This is a genomic window from Lacticaseibacillus zeae subsp. silagei (assembly GCF_030770335.1).
In the GTDB taxonomy this organism is placed as follows: domain Bacteria; phylum Bacillota; class Bacilli; order Lactobacillales; family Lactobacillaceae; genus Lacticaseibacillus; species Lacticaseibacillus zeae.
The window spans coordinates 989820-1006469 of record NZ_CP132484.1 but is presented as its reverse complement, the minus strand read 5'-3'; the positions used below and the strand labels follow the sequence as shown (position 1 = coordinate 1006469).

Sequence of the window (16650 nt, the reverse complement as noted above, 5' to 3'; positions counted from 1 at the left end):
TCTTCATGCGCTAAAATTATTCAGACGTGGCCAACTTTCTCCTTGCCTTCTTCTTCACGCCGTCGATTAATGGCCTTTATATCGGTAACCCCGTCAAACGTCAACAAGGCAGACTGGTAGTCACCAATGAGTTGGGCTTGCTCACGGTTGGCACCATTAAACTGAATTGGTAAGCGGACGCCGACCCGCTGAAGGACATCACCGGAAATCGGGCCGGTGTGACCGTTCACCCAATAACGGCGATTCGGCTGGGCTAACGGTATTTTCATATATTGCACTGTCCGGCTGTCGGCATCGGCAAGGACGCGGAAGAACCCTAAAACCAGTCGCTTGCGAGCGTGATCACTTAACAACCACGCCACCTGATTCTGACCATTGGATTGACGCGGCAACAATAAGCTGAAGTCGCCATTTAGAACAAGCGGCTGCAGATCATGATAGTAAGAAATCTGGTCCTTGATCGTTGCCAATTCTTTTGGTGACAGCTTGGTTAAATCAAGTTCATAGCCTAAAATGCCAAACGCTGCAACGCGAAAACGAGTTGCCAATGGCGTTGTCCGTCCGACCTGTTCATTCGGCACAGCCGTAACGTGATTGCTCATGCAACTTAATGGATAGGCAAGCGCCGTTCCTGACTGAATGGCTAGCCGCTCAATGGCATCGGAATCGTCACTGGTCCAGATCTGTGGGCTATAAAAAAGAATGCCCAAGTCAAACCGTCCGCCGCCACCAGCACAACCTTCAATCAACAGCTGCGGAAATGCCGTCAACAATTTCTGATAAAGCGTATAGACGCCTTGCACATAGCGATGGAAAAATTCGCCTTGCGGATGGCCGATTTTAGCCAGATAAGGCGAGTATGCCTCGGTGATACTTCGGTTCAGATCCCACTTAACGTAATCCAGATGCGTTTCGGTGATGACTTTTTGCATCTGATCGAAAATATTGTTGACGACCGCCGGATTGCTGAAGTCGAGCACATACTGATTGCGGGTGATCGAGAAGCGTCCGCGTTTTGGCCGGACAACCCAATTCGGGTGCTTCTGGAAGAACTGCGACCGCGGGGATACCATTTCCGGTTCAAACCACAGACCGAACTGCAATCCGAGGTCGTGAATCTCCTGCGCAAAATGGCCAAGTCCGTCCGGAAACTTGTGCTTGTTGGTAAACCAATCACCAAGTGAACTCAGATCGTTATCACGCGTCCCAAACCAACCATCATCAAGGACAAAACAGTCCACTCCGACTTGACGCCCGAGTTTGGCTAAGCGCAACAGCTTTTGTTCATTCAAGTCAAAATAGGTCGCTTCCCAGCTGTTTAATACCACTGGACGCGTTTTTTGGCGCCATTGCGGATCAATAATATGCCGCGCTACAAACCGCTGATTGACCTGTGCTAGTCCGGCAAGCCCGCCGGAACTGAAACTAAAAACTGCTTCAGGCGTGGTAAAACTGGTCTTCGGATCCAAACGCCAACTAAAAGATGCCGGATGAATACCGATTAGTAGCCGCGTCTGATCCCACTCGTTGACCTCGATGCTATCCAAGAAATTGCTGGAATAAATCAAGTTGGCGCCATAAGTGTCACCACTGGTAAACGACCGATTGACAGCATGTAAGGCCACAAAAGGATTCTGTTCATGACTGGAAGCTCCGCGTAACGACTCGACCGAAAATGTACCTTGGGTTAGTGGTTGAGTTTGAATATGCCGCTCTTTTGCCCAATTACCAGATAAATGCACAACATCAAATCGACTCTGCGGCAGATTCAAGACCCCACTCAGCATCCGTTGAATCATGACCGGTTCAGAGCCTTGGTTGGTCAAAGTCGCAGCCCGAACCACCGCCGCACTGTCGGAAAAGATGGTATATTGCAACGTCAGTAACAACTGTGCCGTTTCGTCTTCCAGATGAATCGTCAAAACATCAGTCAAAGCCGGGTTACCAAAGCTGGTCGGATGATGCAGATCACGCATTTTCGTGTGACTGATACGATAATCTTTGAATACAAAATTCGGATACACCGGCGCATCATCCTGAGTCACGCTTAAGCTGCCTTGCCGAAAATCGCCCGTGCCGTAAACCGGATACTCCTGCTGGGCATCACCCAAAGCAAATGGCTGGTCATTAGAAAAGTTAGCCATCCAGGCATACGGACTGGAACCTTGGGACAAATAATCTAAGTCCGTATCTGTCAATGAAAGTCGCGGCCCAAAATAAAGGTGACCAAGCTGCCCATTTGGCAACAGCGAACACAGGTAACTGATTTTCTGATTGTATAAATGAAAGGCATGATCGTGAATAACGTCGATCAATTGAGATCCCCCTTTGATTTTGTTCATTACCTTCGTTATAGCATAGAATGAGTACAAATGTTGTTTTCTGAAAAAGCAATTATGAATTTTCCAAACCAGCACCAGACACTTGCCGGCGAATATTTTCGCTTAAATAGCAAGATGTTTACAATCGTAGAAATAACACCAGTCGCCTCATCACAAAAGCCGGAAACTGCTTTCAGAATTTTGAAAACAGCTCCCGGCTTCTGTTTATTTTTGCGGATCCCAGCCCGCAATATCTTTTGTTGAAAAAGTATACGTCAGCTTTCGATGATAGGCCGCTTCATAGGCCCGACATTTTTGCCGGTAATCACGTTCCATCATTTGAAAACTGTTGTCGCGAACCGATAGTTTGGGATCGGGATAAATGGGATCAAGAACGTGAAGAATGTAGCGAACTTCCCGCAGTTGTTGATTTTCCCGAGCTGGCAGATCACGAATTTCCGTGAAACAGGAAATAATCGGCACCTTGGCCGACGCGGCGTAAAAATAAGCGCCGCGCTTTGGTGGCCGCGGTTTGCGGTAATTAAACCACATTTCCTGTTCTGGATAAATCAGAACCCAATGATGCCCGTTAAACGCCGCCGTCAGCATTTGCATAAACGGCCCATTCAAAAAACTTGGTCGCCCGGACAACGGAATCGTGTCATCGTAGTTCATGACAAATCCCAACAACCCCTTCATGGCCAAGTTCGTATCCTGACTCACGATATACATCCGATGACGGCCCGCCAATCGAACTGCTTTACGTACCGCCATATTTTCAAAAGGACTGAAGTGGTTGCTGGTAATGACTCCGCCGCTTTTAATGGACCGAATCTTGTCAATGCCAACAACGTCGACATCTTTTGTCACCCGCAACGCATAAGCATTCACCATGAGGCGGCAAATCAATGTTTTGAGCCGAAACGACCACGCCTGCCGCTGATGGAGGTAGCGGTTGATAATCGCCGTTTCTTCTGATTCAGAAAAAGTCGGATCATGCTGTTCGACTTTGACGTTGAACGTTTTGGCAGTAACCGCTCGGCGAATGTTGTCAATCACCGCCGCCCGATCCGGTCCGACAAACTTCCCCGATTTCATAGCGCCACCTGTTCACCGTGATTGACGGCATTTAAAACGGTGTTACTTGTATGACAAGCTTGAACTGCCGTCTTCAACATACCGGCCATACTATCACGATCGGCTTGCTGATCAGCGGGGGTAAACGCCGCTAACTGCTGTTTCAAATCGTTTTCAAAACCGGAAGCCGGCGCATAATGCCAAAACCGGTCGCTTAGCTTGGCATTTTGATAGTGCCACGGCTTACCAAAAAGATTATAGTGAATCAGCTTACCACCAGGTTCTGCAGCGGTCGGCACGCCGGTTTGCATGTTCCAGACTTTCGGTAAGTACTTGATCCTATGCTGGGCAATGACGTTAATGTAATCCTGATCAGCCGCAATCATCGTAAAATGATACGTTTTCAGCAAATGCAGGAAACGGCTTGAAAAGTGTTCCTTCCGCAACTGAGCCAGATTCATCAATAACACACCAGAATTAATATATTCGCCTGGTTGAACGCCAAAATCACGCTGGATGTATTCGATCGTCTCCGGATAAGTCATCATCACCGGATCAGCCACCCCGGCAAATAAATGATCGCCCATATCCGTTGCAAATAAGGCAGTTAGATCCCCATCCGCCACCGTATCTGCATCGATATAAATAGCTTTATCATATTGCGGAAACATATCGGCAATGAACAACCGAAAATAAATTGTCAATGTGACATAATCACCGCGTAACTTATTTGTGTCGCCACTAATTTGTTTGGTCACTGCATCCATCGCAATGAACCGGATCTTAAAGTGCGGTGCTGCCAATGCCGCCAGTCGCTTTTGGTTCTCCGCCAATAAGCCGCTGTTAAGAATATTGATCTCAAAATCAACTTGGGGATTTTTATTGGCCCGAATCGAGGTTAGCGCAACGGCCAGACAAGGGACATACCCATCATCTACCGAAAAGAAAATTGGAACTGTGGTCGTATTGGTCATTCAAGACACTTCTTTCAATTTAGGTGCGAGATGGCGGTAGTCTTCCAACAAATCATCATATTCATGTAAACCTAGCTGCTGATGCACGGCCTGAATCTGCCAAGGCTTGACGGTGATAATCTGAAACCACGGCCAGAAACGAAAAAAAGTCGTGAAATGTTGAAAGACGGTATCCGGTTTAAGCTGATGCTGCTCGTTATATTTTTGCGGCATGATTCGTTTAAATTTGGCCTTTATGTTCAAAGCACTTTGATCCGGCATGAACAGCCAGCGATGCCGAACCAGCCGCCGACACCGAACCAACAAACCATCTTCCCGAATATGGGCAAGATTCATCAACAGCACGCCGGAATTAAGATAATCGAACCAGGCAAGCCGATGATGAAACCACCATTTGCCATAATGATCTAGGACACCGGCAATATCAACATCCGTCATTGATTGATTGTAAAACGCATCAAACGGGCGGCGGCAAATCACATCCGTATCCAGGTACAATACGCGATCGGGCAACTCCGGCACTAAATCGGCATACAGCCGAAGCATACAGTAAGGCGTAAACATCGTGCCCATGTTAGCAAGCGGTGGATTAGCCAAGAACTGGTCCGTGATGTCAATCCGCGTCAGTTGATGCGCCGGATTCTGTGCCTGCATCAGCTTCGCCATCCGCTCAGCCGTGGCGGCGGAAAAGGGTTGGTAGTGGTGGTTCTTGACGTTCAGCTCGGCCGTTAAAATAAAAATGTGCAACGGTTGACGAGACTGCCGCATTAACGACAACGTAGCAATCAAAACGCCATCCGTCATGTTGGCATCTCCGCAAAACAAAATATTCGTCGTCACGGACATGTCCCTTCCTTCTGCTGATACCGAATATACTCGGCATTACTTAAAGAGGCACGGGCAACCATGGTCTTTTTTACCTGACCTGCTAACGCCTCTTGCCGCAACTTGATTGGAAGCTCGCAGTCAGGCCAAAAAGGACCATCAACGTATAAAATCCGCCGCGGTTTGCGCCGCCAGTGGCGTTTTTGATACGTCATGGTGGTCACAAAAACCGGCGCATCAAGTTCGACAGGATAATGAAACGCACCGGCCTCAAATGGGCGGATGCCGGTATAATACGGCCAGACATGGGCTTCAGGATAAATCATGACAACATGCTTAGCCTGAATAAGCTGGCGAATTTCGGCATTGAAGTCACGCAACTGATGTAAGCGCCGTGGAACCAAGACACCCCCGCCATAAGGTACTAGACGACCAAGAACCGGGACGCTCAAGTTCGCAGCAGACGCCAATGTAAATACTCGGCGTGATTGATTCACCCGCATCGGTGTGAAAACATCCCCAAACGGCTGAGTATGATTCCCATAAACAAAATAGCCGCGACCGGCTGCTTGACGAAAAACCTGCCGATTGCGAACATGCAGCTTTATGCGACAGTAACCTTGGGCAAACAGCCATGATCCGCCATAAACAAGATCTGCTTTGAGTCGAAACCCACGCGTAGGCTGCCACCGATAATTAGCAGGGATGGCGGAATTTTGATTAGGCGCTGCAACAACATCATCGGTCAACCGCCGATAAGTCAAAACTTTTGCCATCAGAATCCCCTTCCTCGTTGTGCTTAGCGTGAACCGGCCCGCTTAAAAGCTCATGTAAAGTGGCCTTGGATGGCTGCATCCAAGACTCTTAAAGCAGGCTTCTGTGACTGCAAATGCGTTTACGGAGCGCATATAAGCCACTACCATCTCAAGCCAAGAACCGCATTCGCATTATTAATAACACCAATCATAATACTTCCGCATTTCCTGAGCCATTAACAGCATAACGCGTTAGCAAAGTTAGTCAAGCCTAAATGCAAGCTCTATGAGTGATTGCTCAATCAAAAGGGCCTGATTTATCAACTTTAAGCAGCTTCATTCAATCTCCTACTAAGTTTACGCTCATTTTTTATTGTCATGATTCAGCGATGTTCGCTAGCTTTTTGCAGCGCGGCGTAATCGACGTAAGATAAAGAGCGTCACAATCCAGACCACCGCAAAGATCAGTGCAGATAGCATGGCCCGATCGAACACCATGATAACAGCCGTCAGGAGGAGAAAGCCTAAAACAAGATAATCCGAAAATGGATAGAACGGCATCCGAAAGCCGGCTTTATGTGGATATAACTTTTTATACCGCAAATGCGCCAACATGATCATCGCCCAAACGAACAGAAAACTGATCGTGGCCATACTTGAAACTAACGTGAAAACCGCACCAGGCAAGAAAAGATTCAAAACAACCGCTACCGCAATGACGGCGGTTGAAATTAAAATAGCCCGAGCCGGCACCTGCCGCCGTGACAATTTGGCCGCCCATTGCGCTGATTGACTTTTACCGGTGACCGTCAATGAGAAAAGTAGCCGACCAGTACTGAAAATAGACGAATTACATGCCGAAGCTGCGGCAGTTAACACAACAAAATTGATGATATCCGCAGCAAATGGAATACCCACATTATTGAAAACTTCAACAAAGGGGCTGTTAACCGGCGAAACATGCCGCCACGGATAAATACACATGATGACAAATAGCGCGCCTACGTAAAACAACAGAATCCGCATCGGAATTTCGTTAATGGCCTCAGGAATCACTTTATGTGGATCCTTTGTCTCACTTGCCGTCAATCCGACCATTTCGATCCCGACAAAACTAAACACAACCATTTGCAGTGACATTAAAAAGCCGCCGAACCCTTTGGGGAAAAGGCCCCCATCATTGACAAGATTAGCCAGACTCGCATGGCCGAGCGGCGTTTTGAAATGAACAATCATCATGAAAATGCCCAGAACAATGAGACCGATAATCGCGACAATTTTGATCAACGCAAACCAGAACTCCGCTTCGCCAAAAAGCCCGACGCTAACCAAATTCAGTAACAGCAAGACAGCTAATGCAATTAAGCCCGGCAACCACTGCGGAACGTCAGGCAACCAAAACTTAATGTATAAGCCGATGGCAGTCACTTCGGCCATTGCCAGCGCGACCCAGCAAATCCAGTAAGTCCAGCCTGTGACCCAGCCGGCATCTTTACCCAAAAACTTGGTAATAAAGTCAATAAATGTGTGCGAATCCACATCAGACATCAATAACTCGCCCAATGCCCGCATCAACAAGAAACAAATGCCACCAGTTATTAAATAAGCAAACAAAATCGAAGGACCGGCCGAGTGAATAGATTGACCGGAACCCAGAAACAAACCAGTTCCAATGGTGCCCCCAATCGCAATCAGTTGAACATGGCGACTTTTCAAATTCCGTGCGAGTTCAGGTTGATCATCTTTTTCAGCTGGCATGCGCTTCCTCCTTAAATATAAATGACCCGGGTCAACTAAGAAGACAGTAAAAAAAACCGACTTCTTAACCAAATGTTTTTGATTCGACAAATTTAAAAGTTTGGATGTTAAATTCGAATATGACAATACGACCGCTGTTATGTCATTGTACACGGCAACAAATACTGACAGGTGCTTTCAACCAGTTCATCACAGCAATATCATGTCATTATCAGGAATGGTACATATCGTTTAACGAATGTCCGTATTAGAAAAATTATACACCATTTTCAGAAAACCCCAAACCAACCACTAATCGACAATCTTAATTTGTTCGGGCGTCATTTTATCTACCAGGAAGCTTTGAAGGGTTTGCGGTGCTTGGCGGAAGTGCAATCTTAAGACAGTCACCTGCCCCATTTGCGCTAATAAAAGCGTCCCGGTGCCTTGTGCCTGCAAAACAAGCCCACTCAGATTTTGATACATCCGAATACTGCCCAAACCACCAATAATAGCAGGATCCGCCAAGCCTTTTTGCCAGCTTGCAAAGCAAAGAAACATGACCACGATGAATCCACCGCTGACCAAATCGTCAAAATGGCGACTTTGTTGCAACGTTAAAACCAGACTAAAAGCGGCGATCGCCAGATAAAAAATGATCCGCCAGACTTTTGGCGTTGCACGGATCCGCACATGCACAATATCAAAAATGGTGACACCGACCGAAACAATAGCAATTAAAACATACGCAATACTTAATAACGACATAAAGGCCCTCCTGTTGGTGATAACTTATTCTAACCGATTGCGCGCAAAAAAGCAGGAACCCACTCGCAGAGCGTGAGCAGGCCCGGTTAGAAACCGGAGTGTAAGTGGTCTCAGGCGTGATGGCCCGGTCTTGGCCATTGCGTCTGAGGTCCTTACACGCAGGTTTCTGGCCCAGTGAACGCGTTTATGAGGGCAGCAAAGAAAACCAAACAGGCACTGGAGACGCGATGCTAAGTCTCCAGTGCCTGTTTGGTTTCATGAAATATGACAGTACTTCTGTGTGGATGTGCCCCACCGAAGCAAAAGCCGCTGACGCTAACGCTTCTGATGCAACGTTATCTACAACACAATATTGGCTGCAGCCCAGTCCTTGACCTTAGCAATGAAGGCCGCAAATGCGTCGCGATCGTTGAGGTCCGGAAACTGCCCAAGTAAGACTTGCTTAGCACGTTTGACGTCAGGACTTGGTTTCTGCAAAATCAATAGGCTCTTTTCCGCATTCTTATCAGCAAAAAAGTCATCTGGCAAGTTTAACAAGCCCTGAAAATACATGGCCTTTGCCAGCCATTTGGTTAAGCCTTCCGCCTCTTTAGAGCGAAACACCTGACTAGGCACATAAAACAAGCCTAATCCGCCCGGCTTCAGGACGTTCATGCTTTGCTCAATTAACAGGTGATGCGCATAAGAATGGCCTTTCTTGGTGGCAGTCGCAAACTTTTTAGCGCGTTCATCAATCGGGTAATAGCCCACTGGCAAATCTGAAACCACCACGTCAGCATCTTTAAACAAAAGATTGTCCAAAGCATCTTGATGAAATAAATCAACGTCTAAGCGTTGAAGACTGCTACTCATTCCTGCTACTGCCAGCAACGCCTCATCATTATCAACGCCAAAGCCTTTGACTTCGACATTCCAGGCTTTGTGAAGCTGATTCATAACCGCAAACAACAAATTTCCGGTGCCAACAGCCAAATCAGCAACCCGCAGTTGATCAGGATGTTGTTGAATAAAGATGGTGATCATAAACGTCGCAAGACTAGCCATCGCGTCCGGCGTTATTTGTTTGTTCGGCTCAATCCCATCGACTTTAATAGCTTTCACCAAAACCAACTGTAACGCCTGACGAATTTCTTCCGGCTCGTAGGTAGCCAGCTTAATTTGATCAAACAGCGCGGTTAGCTTCTTTTTTGCCTCATCATTAGGCAAACCATCTTCCTGCATCACCTCACCTGAGTCAAGATCCTCTCCGGCTTCGGTAATCGCCGCAATAAAAGATGTTTTCAGCTGTTGATTCAAGATTGTCGTGCTGTCATCTAAAACATGGTAAAGCTTTTCAAGATGTTCGTTTGCCAAACCAGTGCCTCCTCGTTACTCTGTCAGTCAACCCGCGTCCTCACAGGATATTTTTCATGACCTTGGCTGACGCCTTGTCTACCAGTGTACTGATTGGCAAAAGCTTATTCAAGCATCTCTACCTTGGAAGCCTTGATTTCTGAAGGTTGTGACGCTTCGTTTGTTGATGAATTTGATTCAGTGGTGTCACTCGATGGCACAGTTTTATCAGTGGATGCCTCTTCCGTCGTCTGACTCTTGGCTTCGCCTTGTTGCCTCCAACGTGAATATGCCGCTTCAAATTGAGCTTTTTCGACTTTTGCGATCACTTGATATCGCTGCTGCCATAGTTTGAACTGTTCGAACAAGCCAACAGTCAGGGTTAGAAAAACAGCAAATAAAATCAACGTGTTGACAAACACACTCCCACGAAGCTTCATGGCTCCAAAAACACCCCACCTTCGAATGGTTGGGCTGACTTTAGTCGTAAAGTATACAAGAAGCCCTGTGGAGCAGCTTGAAACTTTGCTGACTTAATCTGCATAAATAAAGGCACGTGACCATCGAAATTGGATCTAGTACGAATCATACCTTCGCTTCCACGTTTAGCATAAAATTCGAAGGTATATGTCTTAGTTTTGGCACCACTTTGTCCTTGGAGTATCACGCTACTTTCTTTCACTTTTACGTCTTTCATTTTATGAGAGCGTATGTCCGCTTGTAGATCCTGTTCTGCTCTTAAAGCGTGAATCAAGTATTGATCTTGACGAGTAAACCGTTGAATGCCAGTTAAGAGTGGTTGCCAAAGCAACAAGATCACCATCATCAACCCCAATCCGACAACGACTTCAATCAAACTAAAAGCTTCAAGGCATAAATGAGAAAGTCTTGTTTTTATTGTCAGCATGAACAATGACCTCCTTGGAGTGCACCTCAACTTGCCAAACATCGGGACCCACCTTAACTTCTGTTTTCCCTCCCGGTGATGGCAGTCGAACCAACGCAACCCGAGCCGCATAATAGGCTGTTGTTTCTTGTCGGGCGGGAATGACCAGTTTTTGATAGGTTCGGATTAATAACGTTAACCAACTAGCTGCAAGTAAAACTACCCCAAGTGCGGCTAAGTGTTCGACTAGTAAAACTCCCCTCATTTTTTGGTGAATACGGTTCGCCCCCATCCCAGTTGAAAACTTACTAACCAGCTAAGTTTGCCCTTGTGCTTAAAATTTAACGAACCTCCTTGCTTAATTTTCCCTCTGTGATTACAAACCAACGTTGCATCCCCATCAAATTCCAAAGAAGGCGGAAACTGAAGAATCTTAATTGTACCGTTTATTGTTGTAAACTTGACTCGCCTTTCAGAGCCTTCAACGTGAAGATTACCATCCACGTGATCACTCCTTGCCTTCATCTTTAACATTTCCCATTCCTCAACGATCCTTTCCATAAACTCCCGCTCCTGTCGATGCGTCAGGGCCCCTCGTCCAACCGGCACCGCTACCAAAGCTAATGCCGTCAAAATAAACATCACCGCAACGACCTCAATCATGGTAAAGCCACTTACCCGTTTCATTTAGTGAATTTTGGCGGTGAACCGGATGTTAGTTTATAACCGCCTTTCTTAAGCGCATCAGCCTGACTTTGCGAAATCACGTCTTTTTTGACCAATTGATCAGGGGAGCTAAAATCAACGCCACCTTGATCAGGCTCGTTGTAAGTCATTTCCAACTGAGTATTGACGGTCGCAACCGTGGCCTTCAAATTTTGCGTATCGACACGTTTCATCTGTCCTTGAATCGTCAAGACCAATGCCAACGTTAACAAAATAATCACACCTAAAGCTGCTACGACTTCGATGAGCGTGAACGCCCGTAACTTTTTCCGTCGCATGTTCAAACACCTCCTAATGATTGGTAGAGTGGCAATAAGATCTGCAAATAAACCAGTAAAATCTCGCCGCCGATTAACAAAAACAAAAGCGGTTGGATCAAATTAACTAATTTCTCCAATTGGCGCTGCAAATTAAAAAATAGTTGCTCTCCGAATAGTTTGAGGCCTTCCGCCACCAGATGCCGTGACTGTCCCATCGTTAATAAACGCGCCACTTCATCTGGGACAAAAGGTTCTTGAAGGGCCTCGGTTAATTCTTGCCCTCGTTGAACTTTCGCCTGAATCCGACTACCTAAATTTCCAAGTGGTCCCTCCAAAGTTGCTAAATGCCGACAAAAATCGGAAATATCAGCCCCCGCCAACAAAAATTGAGCCGCTCCGGCAGTAAATTGAAACTGATAATACATTCGCAGAACCTGCCGCATCCCTGGCACTTTTTGTAGAACCAAGAGTCGCTTAAGTGGCGTTAAGCGGCGCCAGACCAAATAAATCACCACACCAAGTCCGATCAGCACAGCAAGACCGCCTAACTGAACCGCGACTAATTCTGATCTCGGCAAAGACAAGGCCGGCAGTACGCCAAACACAACGACAACCTGTAAAACCATCAACATGGCCAATAATAGACACGGATAAACAAGCAGTTGGGTCATTTTCTGCCGATTGCGCACGCGTAAGCCAAGATAATCACCTGCTACTGTTAGCGCCTTAGCCAAATCACCGTGAATCTGTGCCAACTGTAACTGTTGAAAAAGGATGAGTGCCAGCTCTTGGTGCGCCACCGCTTCTGAAAATGCAATTCCGTTAGCCAGTTCCGCTTCAATTCGTTCCCAAACAACCCGATACTTTGGCGCACTGACGCGCAAGTATGCGAAAACATCCGGCAAACTGAAACCAGCCGTGATTAACGCGGCACTCTGGCGACAAAAACGCTCTTGGGCAATTAACGGCACCTTCATGAAACCACCTCTTGTGCTTGGCTTTGCGACGAGCGTTCAAAAACAACTAGTTCTGCCACCGGATGAATCACCGGACGATAGCGCAACGCAATTGCCGCACTGGCAGTCAACGCAGCCGCAACCAACGCTTCAGATAGGCCGAAACTCGTTAACCGCAAAGGCGTATCACCGGCTGAGCGTGCATGAACCGTCGCCAATACAATATGACCGCTAATGGCTGCTTCACAGGCGCTTTGTGCGGTTTGCCGATCACGAATTTCCCCGATCAGTAAAACATCCGGACGATGACGCAAGGCCGCCTTTAGCAGCTGAGGGTAACTCATTTCTGCTTCCGGATTCACCTGAAGCTGAAGAAATTGAGGTTGATTGATTTCAACAGGATCTTCTATCGACAACACCATTCGCGACTCAGCCAATCGCGTGGCTAATTGATAAAGTAGCGTTGTTTTACCTGATCCGGTTGGCCCGGCCAGCGTCAACATCCCGCGCCGCTGCAACAAGACGCTCATCAACCGATCCAAGAGTTGCCGGGCACCGTCTGCATCGGGAATGCCGCTGATTAACCGCACGACCAACGATTCGCGGCCGCGATAGTCCGCTACCGAACTCAGTCGCAGAAAAACAGACGGCTCTTCTTGATAGAACGCACCCAATTGAACGCGCCGATGTTCTGCCACGTTCATCCCCGCCATGAACTTCAAATAATTAATCTCCTGTTGACCTAAGCGCGCCTCCCGTTTTGCCAGTGTCATCAGTCCTGTAGGTAGTCGAAGTCGAACAAGATACCCCTGTGCACTCGGCAAATAATAGATATCACTGGCGCCTTTTGCTAACGCACTCGTCAACAATTCATTCACTGATTGCATGCCTTTCCCCCCTACACTAAAAGAGTTCGCAATTCACGGGGAAACTCCTTTTGCAGCCGATTTTTGGGCAAAATAAAAAAGACAACGCATCTGCATTGCCTTTTCAACCATGTTTTAATAAATCAATTAGTCATCTGGCCAGTCGCCAGCTGTATAGACTTCCTGAACATCGTCATCGTCTTCCAGTTGGTCAATCATTGCTTGGAATTGTTCAACTTTGTCCTTAGGAATCGGTGTCAGATTTTGCGGCACCATGGTTAATTCATTTTGAACGAATTTATAACCCTTTTCTTCTAACGCATCACGAACCTGCGCGAATTCTTTAGGGTCGGTATAAATTTCATAGGCTTCATCCGACGTCTGCATGTCTTCAGCGCCGGCTTCAAGTGCATCTTCCAGCATCTGATCTTCGTCAACGTCAAAATCTTCGCGGGAAATAACCAGATAGCCCTTGCGATCGAACATATAGGAAACCGCACCGGCTGCCGCCATATTGCCACCATGACGGGTAATCGCAACCCGCACAGAACTGGACGTCCGGTTGCGATTATCGGTCAACGCTTCAACTAAAATCGCAACGCCACCCGGACCATAGCCTTCATAAGTCACTTCATCATAATTAGCTGCATCGCGATCACTCGCTTTATCTAACGCCCGTTTGATGTTGTCTTTAGGCATGTTGGCAGCTTTGGCTTTGTCCATGACCAAACGGAGGGATGGGTTACCACTGGGGTCAGGACCACCTTGCTTTGCTGCCATGTATAATTCACGTGATAATTTCTGGAAAATCTTACCACGCTTAGCATCCTGAGCGTTCTTACGGCCTTGGATGTTATGCCATTTGGAATGTCCTGACATGATAAACCCTCTTTTCATAAGTATAGATGCATACGGATCGTTAAAATTATAGCAAAGAATGAACCGTTATTCAACGTCGCTTCCGCCACCACAGCCATCCCCTGTCGACCGCAAGCGATATTGTCTTAAGTAAGCAGTTAGCCAAAGTGTCACAAAAACTGTAACCTCTTAGAAGATACATCTAGGAGGAATCACATGAAGAAGGTTGTCTTAACAATGAAAGAAGAAGAACGTTACCGAGTCATCAAAGCAGTGGTCAATGGTAAGACCTCCGTGCAACGCGCAGCCGTTAAGCTCAAGCGCTCCGAACGAACCATCTACCGACTGATCAAGCTTTACAAGCAACAAGGCAAAGACGGCTTTATCCATGGTAATGCCGGCCGTGAGCCTGCCAACAAACGCAACGCGCAACTCGAACGTCGGATCATTCATCTGTACACCAACAAGTATGCCGGTTTCAACATCGCTCATTTCCACGAGTTCTTAACCACTGCCGAACAAATCGCTATCTCCGAATCCTCACTTCGGCTCTTATTCAGACACCACCACATTCTGTCACCCAAAGCCCATAAAGCCACCAAGCGTCGGGTCAAGCGTGAGTTAAAAGAAAAAGAAAAGAAGGCCAAGCTCCTATCCAAACGTGATGAAGCCACCTTGTCAGCCATCGAAGTCGTTGAAAACATCAAAGCCCATCCAGAACGTCCTCGGAAACATTATTCTGGTGAACAGGTACAAATGGATGCTTCATGGGAGTATTGGTTTGGTACTCAAAAAACCACCTTACACGCAGCCATTGATGATCAGTCCGGGAACGTTGTCGGCGGCTACTTTGCCAAACAGGAAACACTCAGCGGCTATTATCACGTGTTTGCCCAAGTCCTTCGCGATTATGGCGCTCCAGCAGAATTCCTAACGGATCGGCGCACCGTGTTTAATAGCAACAAAAAAGAGGGCTCACCTTCGACCGAGAACCCTCTCACACGTTTCGGTTATGCCTGCCAGACACTTGGAACAGAACTTTCGGTCACCAGTATTCCGCAAGCCAAAGGCCGCATAGAACGTCTTCTGGAGACTTTTCAAGATCGGCTCACAAGTGAACTGCGGTTGCATAACATCACCACAATCGCAGATGCCAATCGGTTTTTGGTCGGCTTTATCAAGCGTTACAATGACCGCTTCGCATCTACCATCAAAAGTAGCATGTCGGTGTTTGATAAGCAACTAACACCCAAGGAAATTGACAATATTTTGATCATTGCCAATGAACGCAGCATCGGCCACGGACACTGTGTTCGCTTTGACAACAAGCGCTATCTGCCACATCGAAATGGCGAATTGGTTTACTTACCGCCGCATACAAAGGTCTTAGTCATCAAAAGCTTCACTGGCAGACTTTATATGACCACTGATGACGACCAGGTGTACGACCTTTTCTGTGTGCCAAAAGAACAGTTCATGTCAGCTAAATTCGATCTTACGCCAGCCGCGGCACCAACTCCTAAACGAACCAAGAAAATCCCGGCAATTACGCATCCGTGGCGCCGTGCTAACTATCGCGATTACCTTGATTCTCTTGGCATTAACAGTACAAGGGTTAAACAGTTGGTCGCCGAACGATATCCATACAAGAATTCACAAGCGATTCAAGTCTAATCAGGATCATCTCGCGTCCAGTTTTCGGACGCATGTTTTATGGAATTTACTGTCAAAGTCGAAAATCGCTTGACACGTCGCTTCCGCCACCACAGCCATCCCCACATCACGGTCACGGCAATGGCTGCTGCCACTGTGTCCAACATCACATCCTGAAACAACGGGGTCCGGCCGCCTGTTAACATCTGGTGGAATTCATCAAACGCGGCAATGCCGGTACAACTCAACGTCACCAGTGGCCAGTGAAGCCACCGATTCTTTTGATACATAAATGTTCCTTGGGTTAAACCCAGTCCCAAAAGGAAAAAGATCGTGACATGTGCGCCTTTGCGAATGAAGAACTCGACAAATTTAAAGTACCCCACCTCTGCTACCGATTGCGTTTCTCCGGCATAATCAAAGTGAATCGTGCTCAGAAATGGTTTAAACGGTTCACTTTGCAACAGCCGTTCCATGAGCGGCACGGTTGTCTGCTCCTTGTAAGTCATACTTGAGCTCACAAATAAAATAAATAAAAGTACTGCGGTTAACCAAAGTCCCCAATGACGTTTAAAAGAATGCACAAACTTGCCCTACTTTCACTCATAATTTTCTCATCTACTGTATAATAAACGTATTTCGAAAGGAAGTGCTGA

General features: G+C 47.0%; 17 protein-coding genes and 1 pseudogene. 1 reads left to right on the top strand and 17 read right to left on the bottom strand.

From position 1 onward, the window contains the following. Positions 1 to 20: 20 nt before the first annotated feature. From LACZS1_RS04805 to LACZS1_RS04730, 16 genes are all read right to left on the bottom strand, one after another. On the bottom strand, positions 21 to 2315 hold the full coding sequence (locus tag LACZS1_RS04805; RefSeq protein ID WP_070650633.1) for an alpha-galactosidase: 2295 nt from the start codon (positions 2313 to 2315) through the stop codon (positions 21 to 23). 231 nt (positions 2316 to 2546) lie between these two features. Continuing rightward, entirely contained in the window at positions 2547 to 3419 is an 873-nt protein-coding gene (locus LACZS1_RS04800; RefSeq protein ID WP_070650634.1) for a lysophospholipid acyltransferase family protein, read from the bottom strand. Continuing rightward, positions 3416 to 4372 carry a glycosyltransferase family 8 protein gene (locus LACZS1_RS04795; RefSeq protein ID WP_070650635.1) on the bottom strand — a complete coding sequence of 319 codons (957 nt, stop codon included), beginning with the start codon at positions 4370 to 4372 and terminating at the stop codon, positions 3416 to 3418. The genes LACZS1_RS04800 and LACZS1_RS04795 overlap by 4 nt, the downstream gene beginning before the upstream one ends. Beyond that, the gene (locus LACZS1_RS04790) at positions 4373 to 5212 is read right to left on the bottom strand and encodes a glycosyltransferase (RefSeq protein ID WP_070650642.1); all 840 of its coding nucleotides are present in this window, start codon (positions 5210 to 5212) and stop codon (positions 4373 to 4375) included. Beyond that, positions 5209 to 5973 carry a lysophospholipid acyltransferase family protein gene (locus tag LACZS1_RS04785; protein ID WP_070650636.1) on the bottom strand — a complete coding sequence of 255 codons (765 nt, stop codon included), beginning with the start codon at positions 5971 to 5973 and terminating at the stop codon, positions 5209 to 5211. The genes LACZS1_RS04790 and LACZS1_RS04785 overlap by 4 nt, the downstream gene beginning before the upstream one ends. A 375-nt stretch (positions 5974 to 6348) precedes the next feature. After that, positions 6349 to 7710, bottom strand: coding sequence for an amino acid permease (locus tag LACZS1_RS04780; RefSeq protein WP_070650637.1), 1362 nt, complete (start codon positions 7708 to 7710; stop codon positions 6349 to 6351). A 291-nt stretch (positions 7711 to 8001) separates the two neighbouring features. Then, entirely contained in the window at positions 8002 to 8457 is a 456-nt protein-coding gene (locus LACZS1_RS04775) for a hypothetical protein (protein WP_010489248.1), read from the bottom strand. A gap of 339 nt (positions 8458 to 8796) precedes the next feature. Next, positions 8797 to 9810, bottom strand: coding sequence for a class I SAM-dependent methyltransferase (locus LACZS1_RS04770; protein ID WP_070650638.1), 1014 nt, complete (start codon positions 9808 to 9810; stop codon positions 8797 to 8799). Positions 9811 to 9914: 104 nt separating this feature from the next. After that, a complete protein-coding gene (locus LACZS1_RS04765; protein ID WP_047105854.1) occupies positions 9915 to 10229 on the bottom strand; it encodes a hypothetical protein in 315 nt (104 codons plus the stop codon). Further along, positions 10226 to 10696, bottom strand: coding sequence for a competence protein ComGC (locus LACZS1_RS04760; protein WP_070650639.1), 471 nt, complete (start codon positions 10694 to 10696; stop codon positions 10226 to 10228). Before LACZS1_RS04760 ends, LACZS1_RS04765 begins: the two co-directional genes overlap by 4 nt. Further along, entirely contained in the window at positions 10656 to 10940 is a 285-nt protein-coding gene (locus tag LACZS1_RS04755; RefSeq protein WP_172493416.1) for a hypothetical protein, read from the bottom strand. The genes LACZS1_RS04760 and LACZS1_RS04755 overlap by 41 nt, the downstream gene beginning before the upstream one ends. Continuing rightward, positions 10937 to 11338: a type II secretion system protein gene (locus LACZS1_RS04750; protein ID WP_231956431.1), complete on the bottom strand. Its 402-nt coding sequence runs from the start codon at positions 11336 to 11338 to the stop codon at positions 10937 to 10939. Before LACZS1_RS04750 ends, LACZS1_RS04755 begins: the two co-directional genes overlap by 4 nt. A gap of 20 nt (positions 11339 to 11358) precedes the next feature. After that, positions 11359 to 11679 carry a type II secretion system protein gene (locus tag LACZS1_RS04745; protein ID WP_010489253.1) on the bottom strand — a complete coding sequence of 107 codons (321 nt, stop codon included), beginning with the start codon at positions 11677 to 11679 and terminating at the stop codon, positions 11359 to 11361. Between the two features lie 2 nt (positions 11680 to 11681). After that, the gene (locus LACZS1_RS04740) at positions 11682 to 12638 is read right to left on the bottom strand and encodes a type II secretion system F family protein (RefSeq protein WP_070650641.1); all 957 of its coding nucleotides are present in this window, start codon (positions 12636 to 12638) and stop codon (positions 11682 to 11684) included. Next, a complete protein-coding gene (locus tag LACZS1_RS04735) occupies positions 12635 to 13504 on the bottom strand; it encodes an ATPase, T2SS/T4P/T4SS family (protein WP_047105847.1) in 870 nt (289 codons plus the stop codon). The genes LACZS1_RS04740 and LACZS1_RS04735 overlap by 4 nt, the downstream gene beginning before the upstream one ends. Before the next feature lie 126 nt (positions 13505 to 13630). Next, entirely contained in the window at positions 13631 to 14362 is a 732-nt protein-coding gene (locus LACZS1_RS04730; protein WP_010489256.1) for a YebC/PmpR family DNA-binding transcriptional regulator, read from the bottom strand. Positions 14363 to 14557: 195 nt separating this feature from the next. Between LACZS1_RS04730 and LACZS1_RS04725 the strand changes: the two genes are divergently transcribed. Continuing rightward, positions 14558 to 16015, top strand: a complete 1458-nt coding sequence (locus LACZS1_RS04725; RefSeq protein ID WP_070650230.1) for an ISNCY family transposase — start codon at positions 14558 to 14560, stop codon at positions 16013 to 16015. Positions 16016 to 16089: 74 nt separating this feature from the next. Here LACZS1_RS04725 and LACZS1_RS04720 read toward each other — a convergent pair. Continuing rightward, positions 16090 to 16578 (bottom strand): annotated as a pseudogene (locus LACZS1_RS04720) (VanZ family protein); the annotation flags it as partial. Between the last annotated feature and the right edge of the window lie 72 nt (positions 16579 to 16650).

What these genes read in the sequence shown, in the direction of transcription:
- LACZS1_RS04800 (WP_070650634.1), bottom strand. Translation starts at nt 3,419, where the DNA reads ATGAAATCGGGGAAGTTTGTCGGACCGGATCGGGCGGCGGTGATTGAC.
- LACZS1_RS04795 (WP_070650635.1), bottom strand. Translation starts at nt 4,372, where the DNA reads ATGACCAATACGACCACAGTTCCAATTTTCTTTTCGGTAGATGATGGG.
- LACZS1_RS04785 (WP_070650636.1), bottom strand. Translation starts at nt 5,973, where the DNA reads ATGGCAAAAGTTTTGACTTATCGGCGGTTGACCGATGATGTTGTTGCA.
- LACZS1_RS04780 (WP_070650637.1), bottom strand. Translation starts at nt 7,710, where the DNA reads ATGCCAGCTGAAAAAGATGATCAACCTGAACTCGCACGGAATTTGAAA.
- LACZS1_RS04775 (WP_010489248.1), bottom strand. Translation starts at nt 8,457, where the DNA reads ATGTCGTTATTAAGTATTGCGTATGTTTTAATTGCTATTGTTTCGGTC.
- LACZS1_RS04765 (WP_047105854.1), bottom strand. Translation starts at nt 10,229, where the DNA reads ATGAAGCTTCGTGGGAGTGTGTTTGTCAACACGTTGATTTTATTTGCT.
- LACZS1_RS04760 (WP_070650639.1), bottom strand. Translation starts at nt 10,696, where the DNA reads ATGCTGACAATAAAAACAAGACTTTCTCATTTATGCCTTGAAGCTTTT.
- LACZS1_RS04755 (WP_172493416.1), bottom strand. Translation starts at nt 10,940, where the DNA reads ATGAGGGGAGTTTTACTAGTCGAACACTTAGCCGCACTTGGGGTAGTT.
- LACZS1_RS04750 (WP_231956431.1), bottom strand. Translation starts at nt 11,338, where the DNA reads ATGATTGAGGTCGTTGCGGTGATGTTTATTTTGACGGCATTAGCTTTG.
- LACZS1_RS04745 (WP_010489253.1), bottom strand. Translation starts at nt 11,679, where the DNA reads ATGCGACGGAAAAAGTTACGGGCGTTCACGCTCATCGAAGTCGTAGCA.
- LACZS1_RS04740 (WP_070650641.1), bottom strand. Translation starts at nt 12,638, where the DNA reads ATGAAGGTGCCGTTAATTGCCCAAGAGCGTTTTTGTCGCCAGAGTGCC.
- LACZS1_RS04735 (WP_047105847.1), bottom strand. Translation starts at nt 13,504, where the DNA reads ATGCAATCAGTGAATGAATTGTTGACGAGTGCGTTAGCAAAAGGCGCC.
- LACZS1_RS04730 (WP_010489256.1), bottom strand. Translation starts at nt 14,362, where the DNA reads ATGTCAGGACATTCCAAATGGCATAACATCCAAGGCCGTAAGAACGCT.
- LACZS1_RS04725 (WP_070650230.1), top strand. Translation starts at nt 14,558, where the DNA reads ATGAAGAAGGTTGTCTTAACAATGAAAGAAGAAGAACGTTACCGAGTC.